This window comes from Pseudoalteromonas galatheae (genome assembly GCF_005886105.2).
Lineage (GTDB): Bacteria > Pseudomonadota > Gammaproteobacteria > Enterobacterales > Alteromonadaceae > Pseudoalteromonas > Pseudoalteromonas galatheae.
Genome location: NZ_PNCO02000001.1, coordinates 466,212 through 480,440 on the forward strand (window position 1 = coordinate 466,212; position 14,229 = coordinate 480,440).

Sequence of the window (14,229 nt, forward strand, 5' to 3'; positions counted from 1 at the left end):
GTGTTTCATCGTTGTGTATTTATACTTTAAACTGCTCTACTGATAAGCGTAACTCTTCGGCGAGTTTAGCGACCTCAGAACTGGAGATTGAAGTTTGGCTTGCCCCTTCAGCTGTTTGCTCTGCAATGGTTACAATCGACTCTAAACGTTCGCTAATTTCCTGTGCTACTTGCTGTTGCTCATTCGCAGCGTTTGCAATCTCTTCACTCACATCGTGGGCTTGAGAAACGGCAGCAGTAATAGAGTTGAGTGCTTCATTAGCAAGGTCGCTCTGAGTTACGCATGACTCCGCCTGCTGTTTGCCTTTCGACATTGCACCTACAGCTTCTTCGGCACCAGCTTGTAAGGATTCAATCATTGCTTGAATTTCTTGAGTCGATTCTTGAGTCTTACTTGCAAGCGAGCGCACTTCGTCTGCTACCACAGCGAAGCCACGACCCTGTTCACCAGCACGGGCCGCTTCGATTGCTGCGTTTAGTGCAAGGAGGTTAGTCTGCTCGGCAATGCCACGGATAACATCCAAAATACTACCTATCGACGCGCTGTCTTGGTGTAGTTTGTTAATCACGCGAGAGGCTTCATCTACCTCTCTTGCGAGTTGCTCAATGGTATGTTTGTTCTCATGTGAGATACCTTTGACACGCTCAGCTTCTTTATCAGCATTTTTAATTTCTTGTAATGCCTGATGCGCGCTGTTACTCACACCGTGGGACGTACTACTCATCTCAGTTGTAGCGGTAGCTGCTTGCTCTACTTGCGCCTGCTGATTCTTAATTGCTTGGCTTGACTCTGTTGTGATGGTCGATGTCTCTTCGGACGCTGCAGCGAGCTGTGTTGAACGAGAAATAATGCCAGTGATAAGTTCACGCAAGCTTGAGATCAGCGTGTTACAACTTTTAGATAGTTCGCCAAACTCATCTTTTGCCGTATCATCTAAGCGCTGTGTCATATCGCCACTGGCGACAATGTTTAAAACTCGGTTTACTTCCGATAGTGGTTTCGTGATTCGGCTAACGGTAATGTAAGCAACACCCACGGCCATTAGCGTTGCCACAATCATCCCAATCCAAGTCCATAGGTTTGCTGTGCCTACATCGGCACGTACGCCTTGCTGTAAGTTAAAGGCGACTTGGCTTGCTTCAGAGAGTAAGTCATCTAGCTGAGATAGAGCGGCTTTTGTGGTTTTCTCTGCGTCTGATAATTCTTTACGCGTTTCGGCTAATGCATTGATCAAGCGTTTTTGATTTTCTGCGATGCTATTACTGCCAGTGACGGCATCTTTCAAGTTAGTGTAATAACCTTCGAGATCAGCAAACAAACTACTATCTAGTGTGCTAACTGGGCCGCGAATTAAATCAATATTACGACCTAACTCTTCAACGAGATAGCTTTGATCTCTACTTACAATTTCCAGCGTATTGATATCTTCAACAGTGACAATATCGTTGGCGCTGGTTACAACCGAAGAAAAGTTGTTTTCTAAGTTATTTGCAGCTTGAAAAGCGCGCTTGTCAGCATCTTCCAAGCCATCCAGATCGATAATATCAACTGTCACCATTGTCGCATCTTCTGCGGCAATATCGATAGTTGATAGCTGTTCTTTCAACTTGTCGCGTAGCGAAAGCTCAGATGTTTTCTCGTTTAGCAAGCTGTTCATCGCTTTGACGAAAGCATCGTAACTTTTGCCAACATCACGGCTGCTTGAGGCTAGTTTATTATTAGCGGCAACGACCTGCTGCAGCTCAGAGTAGGTTTTGTCAAAGATCTTCTGACGCTCAGTGAATTGTTGTTTAAGCGTCGCCAGCTCAGTCTCTGAGCGCGCGTAAAAACTTCCCTGAGCCATTTTGCTCATTAAAGTGAACTCTACTTGCAGCGCAGAGCTCTTCGAGAGCGCAGGTAGAGACAGGTTATTAACCTGCTGAGTTGAGTTGTCAATGTTTGCAATTCTTAATAAAGAATTGCCCCCGATAAGAAGAAGCAACAAAGTGATGGTAATAAAACCACCCCAAATACGTTGGCTAACAGTCAAATTCATAGCTGTCCTACAAAATTTACAAAGCAATACGGATACTTATCGGATTTATTGCGGATAAGTTAAGTATTTTATAGCAGATGTGACAAAAAATTTCAGTAAAAAAGGTCGGATTACAAAAAATAGCAGCTCAACGGATAAAAATAAAAGCTTCAGGTTTTCTTCGAGTGTAGTTCAGTTTAATAAAAATTGAAGTAAGTGTTTACCTTATCGTCGATTTAGGGCCGCTAAACGGGTTAACTGTGCTGATACTTTTCGCCACTGTCGATATTTACCATCGTCATAGGGCCTCCCCACACGCAGCCGGTGTCGAGGGCAATAATATTTTTTTTGTTAGTTTCGCCTTCTAAAGCAGCCCAGTGGCCGAAAAGTAGGGTAGTGTCGGCTGGTGTTTGGCTGAGTTCAAACCACGGAGTGAGATCAGCAGCATCTTTTAGGCCAGATTTGTTCTTAAGATCCAGTTCGCCATTTTGTTTTAGAAAGCGCATTCGAGTGAAGACGTTAACAATGGCTTTAAACTTATCTTGTTCACTGAGCTTATCGAGTTCAAGTCCAGGGTGAGCGCCGTACATATTTGCGTAAAACTCAGGGGCTTTTGTTGATTGATAAATAGCTTCGGCAAAGCGTGCATATTCTAGCGCTTGCGTAATACTCCAGCTTGGATGAATACCTGCATGAGAAATAAAAGTTTGCTGCGTTTCAAGCCAAATAGCGAGGGGCTGTGCACGTAACAAGTCAGCATATTTCTGGCATTTAGGACTAGCAAAAACCGCGTCTAAATTATCTTTTGGGTTCGCAGCGGTTCCCAAAGCAAGACAAGCTAAAAAGTGGAGATCGTGATTGCCGAGTGTAATGCTAATAGAGCCAGCATGTTGATAGAGGAACTCGAGGCAAGCAAGTGAGTCAGGCCCTCTGGCGATGATGTCACCGACAAAATATAAATGGTCTTGGCTTGGGTTAAAGTCGACTTGGTCGAGTAGCCCGATGAGTGGAGTGAAGCAGCCTTGCAAGTCTCCAATTGCGTATTTTGCCATCTATTACCTGTGTTTTTTATAACTCGATGTTTTTATTCCGATGTCTAACATGTATGAGGAACGCGGGCAAACCCGCTTCCGCACAATAAAAACGATATTAATGCAAAATATTTGGACAGGAGAGTCTAAATACATTGATTGGCGCTTTAAACTCGGTGCCAAACTCATTACGCATTAAATAATAGCCTTCCATCGTACCAACTGGGGTATCGAGTACCGCGCCGCTGGTGTACTGATAGCTTTCACCAGGACGAATGGTAGGCTGCTCACCAACAACACCATCGCCTTCTACTTCGGTCTCTTTGCCATTCGCATCGGTAATGAGCCAATAGCGACTATGTAGCTTAGCGTTACATAAGCTATGGTTTTTGATGGTAATTGTGTAGGCAAACACATATTTGTCCTTTTCAGGCTGTGATTGCGCTTCAACGTAAAAGGTCTCCACCGATACTTTGATCGGTGAGCCAATATTAGTTTGAGTTGTCATATATCCAATTTGCAATTTCAATAAACTGGTTAAGCGACAGATTCTCAGCGCGAAGCGTAGGGTCGATACCTAAGTTTCGCAACTGCTCTTCGGTTAACAGGTTCGATAAGCTATTTCTTAGTGTTTTGCGACGTTGATTGAACGCTTCCAAACATACAGTATTCAAAAGTTTAGTGCTCTTAGCTGTACGTTGTGACGGATCTTTTGGGATCAATCGAACAACGGCCGAGTCAACTTTTGGTGCAGGTTTAAAGCAATGTGGCGGTACTTCAATCACAGGAATAGCGTGACAATAGTACTGCGTCATTACGCTTAAGCGGCCAAAGGCTTTGCTACCCGGGCCCGCAACCATGCGGTTAACCACTTCTTTTTGCAGCATAAAGTGCATATGCTCGACTTGATCGGCAAATTCAAATAGGTGAAATAGCAAAGGGGTTGATACGTTGTAAGGTAAGTTACCAAAGATCTTTAGTTTTTCCCCTTCTTTGATTAAAGAAGAGAAGTCAAACTTCATCGCATCACCTTGGTGAACTGTTAATTTAGGTCCCAAAAATGGATGATGGATCAAGCGCTCGGCAAGATCTTTATCGAGTTCTACAACGGTTAGGTGACCACTTAAATCACAAACTGGCTCAGTGATAGCACCCAAGCCAGGACCGATCTCAACCAGATTGTCTTCAGGTTTTGGGTCGATAGCAGTTACTATCTTGTCGATAATATTGTTGTCATTTAAGAAGTTTTGACCAAAGCGTTTACGCGCTCTGTGTCCGAGATGTACTTTATCTGTCATGCATTCTGTGCTTTTTTGGTTGCGAGCTTAATTGCTTCGCGGATCGCTAATTCAAAACTACCCACTTCAACATCACCAGAGCCGGCTAAATCAAGCGCTGTACCGTGATCGACCGATGTGCGAACAAAAGGTAATCCTAGGGTGATGTTTACTGAGTTTCCAAAACCTTTATATTTTAACACAGGTAAGCCCTGATCGTGATACATTGCAAGCACAGCATCAGCATTATCTAAATATTTAGCTTGGAAAAGGGTGTCAGCTGGCAGCGGTCCAACCAAGTTCATGCCTTGTTTATTCAGCATTTCCAGTGTTGGCTCAATGGTTTCTATTTCTTCACGACCAAGATGACCACTTTCTCCAGCGTGCGGATTTAATCCACAAACTAATACTCTTGGTTGTTCAATACCAAACTTGGTTTGTAGGTCGTGATGTAAAATATGAATGACTTTGCTGAGACGCTCAGGCGTTATCGCCTTTGATACATACGCCAGTGGGATATGCGTCGTTACTAGCGCTACACGCAGCCCTTCGGTTGCGAGTAGCATAACGACATCAGCGGTATCAGACTGCTGTGCAAAGTACTCAGTATGACCGCTAAACGAGATCCCAGCTTGGTTAATTATACCTTTATGAACAGGGCCCGTGACTACCGCTGCGAATGTCCCATCCATATTTTTTTCAGAGGCAATGCGCAAGGTTTCGAGCACATAATGGCCATTAGTTTCATCTAATTGACCAGCGATCACTTCAGCACCTTTGTCTACTTGAAGGTAGTAAATGGCACCAGCGGGTGCCGCTTCAGGCGTAGCATCACTATCAAATGGCAGTAACTTGATTTGCTCACCAAGTTCTTTGGCACGTTTTTCTAGAATGCTTTTATCAGCCACCGCAACCAACTGAGCAGGCCATGCATGCTGAGCCAGTTTGATAACAAGATCTGGGCCAATACCTGCAGGCTCACCTGGTGTAATTGCGATTCTGAGTGTCATAGCCGTTATTCCGTTTCGATAATTTCAATATGCGCTTGGTCACGCATTTCTTTAATCCATTTAAAGCTTTCTTCTTTAAATTTACGGTTAAACAGCAGACGGTGTGCGCGATTTAACTTGGCTTGTTCTGTTTTATCGGCTACGCGTTTATCTAGCAGTTGTACTATGTGCCAGCCAAATGTACTTCTAAATGGTTCACTGATCTGATCTTTTTCTAGCGACAACAAAGTGTCTCTAAACGCTGGTACGTATGTAGTCGGATCTGTCCAATCGTATTCACCACCTTTAAGTGCAGAGCCTGGGTCTTCAGAATATTCTTTAGCCAGTTCTGCAAAGTTAGCGGTACCTGCGCGCAAGTCTTTTACAAAGCCCGCTAGCATCGAGCGTGCTTTTTCTTCACTTAGGATAATTGACGGCTTGATTAAGATATGACGTGAACGCACCTCGACAGTTTCAACAACTTCACGACCACGAATATCTTGTACTTTTAGAATGTGGAAACCCGCGCCTGAGCGCAGTGGACCAACGATGTCATCTTTTTTCGCGCCTTTAATCGCTTCAGCGAACAAGGTTGGCATTTCGTTAATCCCCATCCAGCCTAGTTGACCACCATCTAGCGCTTTTGAGCCGCTCGAGGAGGCAATTGCGATACGCTTAAATTCTTTGCCTTCGTTCAAAAATTTAATCACGTTATCAGCACGCTCACGAGCGTCTTCAATCTCTTCTGGGGTCGCTTTGTTTGGGATTTTAATCAAGATATGGCCGATATCGTATTCTTCTGAGTTACCTGTTTGCTCACTCAAGATTTTTTGTAGGTTAGTAACCTCTTGAGGGCTAATATAAATACGGCGATCAACGCTAGCACGACGCACTTGGCTTGTGGTTATTTCTTTACGGATCTCTTCTCGATATGCCTGAAAGCTTTCGCCACTCGCTTCCACTGAGCGACGTAAGTCAGCGATAGTACCGCCTTGATCTTGGGCAATATTTGCAATGGTCTGGTCTAATTGTGCATCAGAAATTTGCATTCCCATGCGATCACCCAATTGCAACATTAAAGATTGTTCAATGAGTTTATCGATGGCTTGCAAGCGTAATGTTCTATCGCTAGGAAGTTCTGTACCTTGCTGCTCAGCCTGTTCTTTAACACGATTTATTATTTGATCGACTTCACTTTGTAAAATTACACCATCATTAACCGTGGCAACAACAGTATCTAACTTTACACGCTCGGCATGTGCTTGAGTAAACAGGCCTGCACTTAATGAGGCCACTAATAACAACTTTTTTAAATTCATACGGCTTTCTAAATTCTATTTATTCAAAAAATACGGTCTACGGTAACCAAAAATACCCTGTTGAAGGAGTTTACTCGCATCACCACTGCTTTGGCTTCCAAGCCCTGTAAGGACAAATTTCAGGCTGAAGCCAGAATCAAACACTGCTTCATCATTGGTAAGTGTTTGGTTTAAGTTTGTTTCAATTTGACGATTCGCAGTCACCTGAATGGCCCAACAACAAGACTGATATTGAACACCCACAAAGGATTCAACGCTTCTGTTTGCTGTCATATCACGGTGATAGCTTGCTACAAATTGCCAGTTATCGTCAATTGGTAAACTTGTAAATAGACCGACTTGGTCAATTTCATAGTCTGAGACATCATTAACATAACGATGGTTCAATTGTACTAACTGCTTGTTGTCTCCTTTATAGTCCAAGGTAAAGTGAGACTGCACTAACTCTTTGCTATCCACGTCATATTGTACCCCACCCGAAAGGTACCACCGCTTATGCCAATGTAACATGGATTCGGCGGCAAACAGTGCATTATAGTTAGTATCATCAGTAAACAGCTGTTCAGAAGGCTTTACAGATGACTCGAGGTAAATGATTTGACCTGCACTGAAGTTAAAGCGTTCGACATTACTGCTATCGAATACACGAGTGGTTGCCCCCACGGTGAATTGGTTGGCTTCTGCAATACGGTCATAACCTGAGTAGCGGCGTGCTCTAAACAGACCAATGAAGTCATCTTGTAACTTAGCCGTGTCGTACCAGCCAATTTGGCTTTGCTCTCTGTGCGGTGTGTAAAGGTACTGAATTTGTGGCTCAAGTGTTTGTGTACCTTGTTCAAAAAAGAACTCGGTACTGCGTTCAAAATTCAGTTGTCCATGTACTCGTAAACTTGGCAAGGTACGTGTGACGGACTCTTCATAGTCTGTATCGGGGGCATCTATATTTTGTTCGTAGCGAGTGTGAAGTAGACGTGCTTCTGAGGTAAATGACCAAGCGTAGTCGCTGCGCGAAAAAGACACGCGAGGTTCTAAATGTAACCTCGATGCTTCAGAGATTGCCAATGTATCATTTTGAAAATAGGCAAACTCACCCTCAAAGTCCCAATCGAGGCCAACAAGTTCATAACTGTCACGTGTACGGAAGCTAATTTGCGGTAGTGCAGTGTAGGATTCTCTATGATCACCCAATACTTCAAAATCTTGCAGTTTTAAGTCAACCAACCAGTCGTCACCTAGATAACTCAAACTGCCAGTACGATACAATTGGGTGTCGGTTTCGTTGGCGTACTCGGATGTTAAGTCAGTGAGGTAGTTATCGTCACTGACATTGGTGACATCAACAAATGCGCGCCATTTATCACTTAAATAGCTTTTTTGTTGCCAATGCACTAAATAGCGATCGTCTAGCTGCGGCTCTGAATCATCCTTACTGAGATATTCCACCCCGATTTTACCTTGATGTTGTTCAGTTAGATATCTGAACTCGGTAATAAGCTGAAATCCTTTATTGGCCATGTATCTTGGCGTTAAGGTCGCATCATAGTTAGGGGCTAGATTGAGATAATAAGGGGTGATCAGCTCTAAACCAAACTTATTCGAGCTAGAAATTGTTGGCGTCAGCAAGCCAGATTTTCGTCTATCATCGATTGGAAACGTAAAGTAGGGTAAATAAATAATAGGCGTGTCCATAATTTTGAACACCGTATTATAGGTCTCACCCCAACCGTCTTCACGAGAAAGTACAATACTGCTTGCCTCGATACTCCAAAATGGGTCATCAGCAGGACACGTGGTAAAGCTGGAGTTGTCGAGTGAAATTTTGCTGCCAGAGGCATGCAATTTCTCTGCACCACCTCGGCCCTGCTGGTCTGTTAATTCATATTCAGCACCAAGCAAGCTCACGGTGTTAGCATTTAAATCCGCGAATAGCCCATTACTGTGAACTTTGGTAAATTGATCACGATAGAGTAGTGGTCCAGAAGCGCTGAGCAGGCCTTCTTTTTTATCGATTAGCGCACGTCTAGCTTCTAAGCTCATGGTTTCAGTGTTAATCACCACATTGCCAGAAAACTCAGCACTATCAGTACCTTGTAGTTCTAAGTCATCGGCAACGATATCAATGGCATGTTTGGGCAGCGAGGCTAACGGCTTCCAGTTTTCTGGCTGCATATAGTCTTTACATTGTGCGGTGACAATGTTCGTATTAGCAAAAGCTGTAGAATGAATAGCGGATAATACAGCCAAGCCCCAAATTTTGCGCATTTAATAACCTATTAGCTGAGCATTTAATAATAAGCTCATCATGATAAATGAAAACTGTCGGAAATACAGTAGCATTTAAATATTTACAAGTAGAAGGTGTAATAGTAAATCCATGAATAGTCAAAACCAGCGCGTCGAGTTTATTCAGCAAACACTACAAAGCGACGATTTTACATGTGAGGCTATCACCTCGGATGCCAGTTTCCGCCGTTATTATCGCGTCAAACAACAAACGAAGTCGTGGATCTTAATGGAGACACCGGTCGATAAACTCGATAATGCCCCTTTTATTGGTTTAAATACGGTGTTTGCAAAGCAAGGGCTCAATGTGCCACAAATCCTTGCGCGTAAAGAAGAGCAAGGGCTGTTACTGTTACAAGATTTGGGTTCTGAGCATTTGGCCGATAGGTTGGCATTGCCTTCTCGGCTAGAGGACTATCGTGCGTTGATAGCGCTTATTCCTAAAATAGCCAAAACACCAAAGAGTGAATGGATGAAACCCTATGATGCTGGGTTCGTTGATATGGAACTTAATATCTTTTATGAGTGGCTTGTAACAAAATGGCTTGGCTTAACACCCACCGAATATCAACAAGTGCAGTGGCATAATGTGAAGTTGAAACTCGTTGATGCGATGACTCGTCAGCCGCAGGTTACGATGCATCGAGACTTTCATAGTCGCAACCTGATATGTCATCAGTCTCAGTGGTATCTCATTGATTATCAGGATGCGGTACAAGGACCTGTCACTTATGATGCGGTTTCTTTGTTGCGGGATTGTTATACTCGCCTTGATGCACATGAGTTAACTGAGCTTCAGCAACATAGCTTTGATTGCTTAAAAGCGGCAAATTTATTAGGCGGTATGGATTTTAGTACCTACCAACATTACTTTGACTTAACGGGGATGCAAAGGCACCTTAAAGCGGCCGGAATTTTTACTCGCCTATTGCAGCGAGACGGCAAAGGCGGGTACTTAGAAAATATTTTGCCAACCTTACACTACCTCGTTGAAGTGGCGAATAAGTATAAAGAATTTCAGTGGCTTGCAAGCTGGCTAGAGAATGACATAATGCCTCAAGCTCAGGCCAAATTAGGCACAAAATAGAAGTAATAATGAAAGCGATAATTTTATCTGCTGGTCGTGGTAAACGTATGATGCCACTGACCGCAAACCAACCAAAACCTATGCTTAACGTTGCAGGAAAACCACTACTAGAGCACCATCTCGAGCGCTTAAAAGCGGCTGGGATCTGCGATATCGTGATAAATCTTGCATGGCAAGGTCAGGTGATAAAAGACTATTTCGGTAATGGTAGTCAATTTGGTGTCAATATTGAGTACAGTGATGAACCTGAGGGGGGATTAGAAACCGCAGGTGGAATCATTCAAGCTCTGCCGATGTTATGTGAACAGGATGACAGCTTTATTGTACTCAATGGCGATATTTTTACGGACTATGATGTTAGCAGCTTGGTGCAGTTACAGCTCGGCAGCGCAGCAGAGGGCCATTGCGAAGCGCACATTGTATTGGTAGAAAATCCCGAACATAACCCTGAAGGCGACTTTTGTCTTGCCCATCAGCCGCTCAATCAGCAAAAGTATACCTTGTCCGGCATTGGTAAATATCACCAAAGTTTTTTTGCCGAGCTTGGGGCTGGCTTTATAAAACTAGGGCCGTTGCTGCGCAGTGGGCTTGAGCAGCATAAAGTTTCTACTGAACTGTATTTAGGCGCATGGGACGACATCGGCACGCCGGAGCGACTAAAAATGATCAATGATAAGTTAGGATATAGCGATGTGGGGTAAGTTATTAGGCACAATTTTCGGCTTTTTATTTGGTCGTTGGTTAGGCGCTATTTTAGGTTTTTATCTCGGCCATTTATTTGATAAAAGTTTGCGTCAGGATTTTGATAAGGTCGGTGGCTTTCAAGGTTTCATGAAAGGTGAAGATTTACATGAGCGCCAAGCTTTGTTCTTTTCCAGCTGTTTTTCTGTGATGGGACATATTGCAAAATCTAATGGTCGTGTCAGCGAAATCCACATTCAAGCCGCGTCTGCATTTATGAGTGAAATGGGCTTGCAGGGTGAAGAGCGAAAAGAAGCGCAACATGCGTTTACAGCGGGAAAAAGCGGTGACTTTTCGATAAAAGAGGCTGTGACTGATTTTAAAGAGGCTTTTGCTAGACGCTATGATTTGAGACAGCTGTTTTTAGAAATTCAGATTCAAATGGCATTTTGTGATGGTCATGTGTCTGACGCGGAGAAGGCCTTACTTAAACAGGTTAGTAAGTATTTAGGCTTTGCAGAAACCCACTTTTTATTCCTGCTAAAGCGCTACCAAGCAGAATTTGAATTTCGCCGCTCGCAGGCGTCGGGGAGATCGCAACACCAACACCAGCAACAGGGCGGCCGTCAACCGGCATCACAAGATAATGGCTTAAACCGTGCTAAAGCGCTGGCTGTACTGGGGTTGAGTGAAGAGGCCAATGAGCGTGATATCAAAAAAGCCTATCGCAAATTGATGTCGCAGCATCACCCTGATAAATTGGTGTCACAAGGCTTGCCTAAGCATATGATGGAAGTGGCAAAGCGCAAAAGCCAAGACATTCAGTCTGCTTATGAATATTTAAAAAAGAGCTAACCTGAAAACTATAAGACGCTTAAAAAGCCGAGTAATTCCTTTCTGAGTCTTTGATGTTGGAGAGGATCGGTTTTTTCTCCAAAAAGCTCCCGTTGGCGATAATCAAGCTTACTATTCTTTCTTGCCCAGCGCGCTCTATCCTGCGTATTATCGACCACAATTGGATTGTCAAAACTGTAGTAAACATCCAGCAAAGCAGGGCTTATCAGAGAAAGGTTGGATGCCAGATGCTTTTGCCGTGTTGCATTAGGCAATTGTGGGCTAACAACGGCAAATGCATCTATACGTAGGTTGGGCAGTGTTGCTAAATACTCACCGAATAAACCTGCGCTATTACCAAATGCGACAACCACCAACTTTTCTGTTTGAGTCATGGATAGCGTGTTATAAAGTACCTCGAAGCGGCTGACCAAGGCCATTTTATATTCATCGAGATTTGATTCAGAAATGGGTGAAATCAGTTTCTGAACAGGCTTTTCAGCGTCGGGGAGCACGATGTCTTGCTCCAGCAAACTCGGTGCATAAGAAAGATCGGGCGGAGTGAGGGTATAAGTATCATAACCATCGTCGCTTAATCGCTTTGCAAGAAAGCTTATGCCGCTGTTATTGAGCGGTGGAGTTTGCATGTCGGGCAATAAGATCACGATGCCTTCGCGAGCGGCTGCCATATATTCTTGATGAAACACATAAAAGCTTTCATTTTCACTTTCCAGCTTGATTAGCTGCGATGGCTCGTAGAAGCGATTAGCGTCTTGCTGATAAAGAGAACCAAGCGGTGCTGCATCAATGTGCTCTGCTGCAAAAGTCGTGATGGATATAGAGGTTGCGAGTAATAAAAGCGTTCTTATGATCATGGTACAAGCGCATAAAACATCATAATTTGTTATCGACCAGTTAAGTGAAAGCTTTAGCTGTCGCTATTTTTTGGGTTAAACTGCTCGGCAGTGAAAATGAAAGGAGAAATTTGTGCAGTACAAAGATAGCAAACGAGACTATCTCTTTATGTTTTTAAAAGGGGCTGGAATGGGCGCTGCGGATGTGGTCCCGGGCGTTTCTGGTGGTACCATCGCTTTTATTACTGGTATCTATGCACGTTTTTTAAATGCCATTAAAAGTGTAAATTTACAGGCCTTGAGCACATTGCGCCGTGACGGTCTAAAAGCCACTTGGCAGCACATTGATGGTGGCTTCTTACTGGCGGTATTTTCTGGTTTGCTCATCAGTGCAGCGTCTTTGGCGAAGGTGATCACTTATTTATTGGAGGCACACCAAACACTGGTATGGTCATTTTTCTTTGGTCTTATCGTCGCATCTTTTATCTATGTTGCAAAACAGGTCTCTCATTGGAGTGGCCAAAATATTATCGCCTGCGCAGTCGGTGCTATCATAGCTTTTGCTATTACTTCCCTTTCACCGGCTGAAGCGCAAGCATCTCATTGGATGTTTTTTATTTCAGGTGCTATCGCCATTTGCGCGATGATCTTACCTGGGATCTCAGGGAGCTTTATTCTACTGTTGCTGGGTATGTATGGCCATGTACTCAGTGCGGTGAACCAGCTTGAATTTGGCTTAGTGAGTCTATTCTTACTCGGTTGTATTGTGGGGTTAATGTCGTTTTCGCGTCTACTCAGCTGGCTATTGGCGCACTATCAGCAAGTAACGTTCTCGCTACTAGCTGGCTTTTTGCTGGGCTCGCTTAATTTATTGTGGCCTTGGAAACAAGTGCTTACGACTTACGTGAACTCCAGTGGTATCGAAAAGCCATTGAGTCAGGCCAACATTCTGCCTGCGCAATACAGTACGCTGTACGGTCAAGACCCGAATACGCTGGCATGTATTGCGCTTGCCGTCGCTGGCCTTGCGTTGATCTTAACCATCGAAAAGATAAGCGAAAAATATTAATAAAATAGACATCTAGAACAATAGATACGTAAGCTCAACGAACGCCTATATGTCTATTGTTCTAAACCATCCCGTGACAGAGAGTCGCGGCGCTTTTGCAAATGGCGCGACGTAAGTCACAGAATGAATTTTACTCACATCGAAAACCACCAGTGAATTAAACTTAGGTGCATAACTTTTAGTGGGTGTGCCATCGGGTTCAAAAAACTGCAGTAGCCCGCCCCAGTCAGGGTGCCAACTTTTGCTTAGGCTGAGTACATAGGCATAAACCCGGCCCTCAGCTTCTACAATATCATTATGTCGCGTTAAATACTGGCCACCTATAAAGCGCGTTGCTTGGGCTGAGGTACGGATAATATTCTGGCTAGAAATTGCTGAAAAGCACGACTGTATAGCGTTACTGTTGAGATCACTGTAGAGCCTTTGCAGAGTCTCAGGGCTTGAGGATGCTATGGAATGGCGGCCATACATAAAACCAACACCACGCGAAGCATAACTATGTATATCTTCAAGCAAGGCTTGCTGCTCTTGTGGTGTTAAGGCAAGAATATCACTGTCCTTGACTGATTTTGCTGTCCCGTTATGAAACAGTGCGAGCTGGTAGTCTAGATTACAGAGGCACTCATGTAGTTGTTGAGCGTTTGTATCGTCTAGAATATTTTCAATCCGTGCAAAGCCTTCGTTGCTCAATTTTTGCTGTAATTCTGTTTGTTGTTGCTGCGAAAGTTGAAGCATAAATACCTACTGCTGATGTATGAGCCTGTTTGTACTACTGTAAACAGGATGCCTTA

The 14,229-nt window shown here is 43.8% G+C and carries 13 protein-coding genes; 4 read left to right on the top strand and 9 right to left on the bottom strand.

Annotation, left to right across the window (positions count from 1 at the left end; translation table 11 throughout):
* Positions 1-19 precede the first annotated feature (19 nt).
* The 7 genes from CWC29_RS01995 to lptD form a co-directional block, all read right to left on the bottom strand.
* Entirely contained in the window at positions 20-2,035 is a 2,016-nt protein-coding gene (locus tag CWC29_RS01995) for a methyl-accepting chemotaxis protein (protein WP_128728589.1), read from the bottom strand.
* Between the two features lie 233 nt (positions 2,036-2,268).
* Positions 2,269-3,066: a symmetrical bis(5'-nucleosyl)-tetraphosphatase gene (locus CWC29_RS02000; protein WP_138521985.1), complete on the bottom strand. Its 798-nt coding sequence runs from the start codon at positions 3,064-3,066 to the stop codon at positions 2,269-2,271.
* A gap of 97 nt (positions 3,067-3,163) precedes the next feature.
* Complete coding sequence (gene apaG, locus CWC29_RS02005; protein WP_010374721.1) at positions 3,164-3,553, bottom strand: Co2+/Mg2+ efflux protein ApaG; 390 nt, start codon at positions 3,551-3,553, stop codon at positions 3,164-3,166.
* The gene (gene rsmA / locus CWC29_RS02010; protein ID WP_010606006.1) at positions 3,537-4,343 is read right to left on the bottom strand and encodes a 16S rRNA (adenine(1518)-N(6)/adenine(1519)-N(6))-dimethyltransferase RsmA; all 807 of its coding nucleotides are present in this window, start codon (positions 4,341-4,343) and stop codon (positions 3,537-3,539) included. Before rsmA ends, apaG begins: the two co-directional genes overlap by 17 nt.
* A complete protein-coding gene (gene pdxA, locus CWC29_RS02015) occupies positions 4,340-5,332 on the bottom strand; it encodes a 4-hydroxythreonine-4-phosphate dehydrogenase PdxA (protein ID WP_128728587.1) in 993 nt (330 codons plus the stop codon). Before pdxA ends, rsmA begins: the two co-directional genes overlap by 4 nt.
* 5 nt (positions 5,333-5,337) lie before the next feature.
* Positions 5,338-6,630: a peptidylprolyl isomerase SurA gene (surA, locus tag CWC29_RS02020; RefSeq protein WP_138521983.1), complete on the bottom strand. Its 1,293-nt coding sequence runs from the start codon at positions 6,628-6,630 to the stop codon at positions 5,338-5,340.
* 15 nt (positions 6,631-6,645) lie between these two features.
* Positions 6,646-8,892 carry an LPS assembly protein LptD gene (gene lptD, locus CWC29_RS02025; RefSeq protein ID WP_128728585.1) on the bottom strand — a complete coding sequence of 749 codons (2,247 nt, stop codon included), beginning with the start codon at positions 8,890-8,892 and terminating at the stop codon, positions 6,646-6,648.
* A 112-nt stretch (positions 8,893-9,004) separates the two neighbouring features.
* Here lptD and CWC29_RS02030 point away from each other — a divergent pair, with 112 nt between their 5' ends.
* The 3 genes from CWC29_RS02030 to djlA are packed head-to-tail and all read left to right on the top strand — an operon-like array spanning position 9,005 to position 11,536.
* A complete protein-coding gene (locus tag CWC29_RS02030; protein ID WP_128728584.1) occupies positions 9,005-10,000 on the top strand; it encodes an aminoglycoside phosphotransferase family protein in 996 nt (331 codons plus the stop codon).
* 8 nt (positions 10,001-10,008) lie between these two features.
* Positions 10,009-10,701: an N-acetylmuramate alpha-1-phosphate uridylyltransferase MurU gene (murU, locus tag CWC29_RS02035; protein WP_128728583.1), complete on the top strand. Its 693-nt coding sequence runs from the start codon at positions 10,009-10,011 to the stop codon at positions 10,699-10,701.
* Positions 10,691-11,536, top strand: coding sequence for a co-chaperone DjlA (djlA, locus tag CWC29_RS02040; RefSeq protein ID WP_138521981.1), 846 nt, complete (start codon positions 10,691-10,693; stop codon positions 11,534-11,536). Before murU ends, djlA begins: the two co-directional genes overlap by 11 nt.
* 8 nt (positions 11,537-11,544) lie before the next feature.
* Here djlA and CWC29_RS02045 read toward each other — a convergent pair whose 3' ends face one another.
* Complete coding sequence (locus CWC29_RS02045; protein ID WP_138521979.1) at positions 11,545-12,390, bottom strand: DUF3530 family protein; 846 nt, start codon at positions 12,388-12,390, stop codon at positions 11,545-11,547.
* Positions 12,391-12,502: 112 nt separating this feature from the next.
* Here CWC29_RS02045 and CWC29_RS02050 point away from each other — a divergent pair, with 112 nt between their 5' ends.
* On the top strand, positions 12,503-13,438 hold the full coding sequence (locus CWC29_RS02050) for a DUF368 domain-containing protein (protein WP_128728580.1): 936 nt from the start codon (positions 12,503-12,505) through the stop codon (positions 13,436-13,438).
* A 45-nt stretch (positions 13,439-13,483) separates the two neighbouring features.
* On the opposite strand, the gene CWC29_RS02055 is transcribed toward CWC29_RS02050, so the two are convergent.
* Positions 13,484-14,173, bottom strand: a complete 690-nt coding sequence (locus CWC29_RS02055) for a 2OG-Fe(II) oxygenase (RefSeq protein WP_128728579.1) — start codon at positions 14,171-14,173, stop codon at positions 13,484-13,486.
* Positions 14,174-14,229 lie beyond the last annotated feature (56 nt).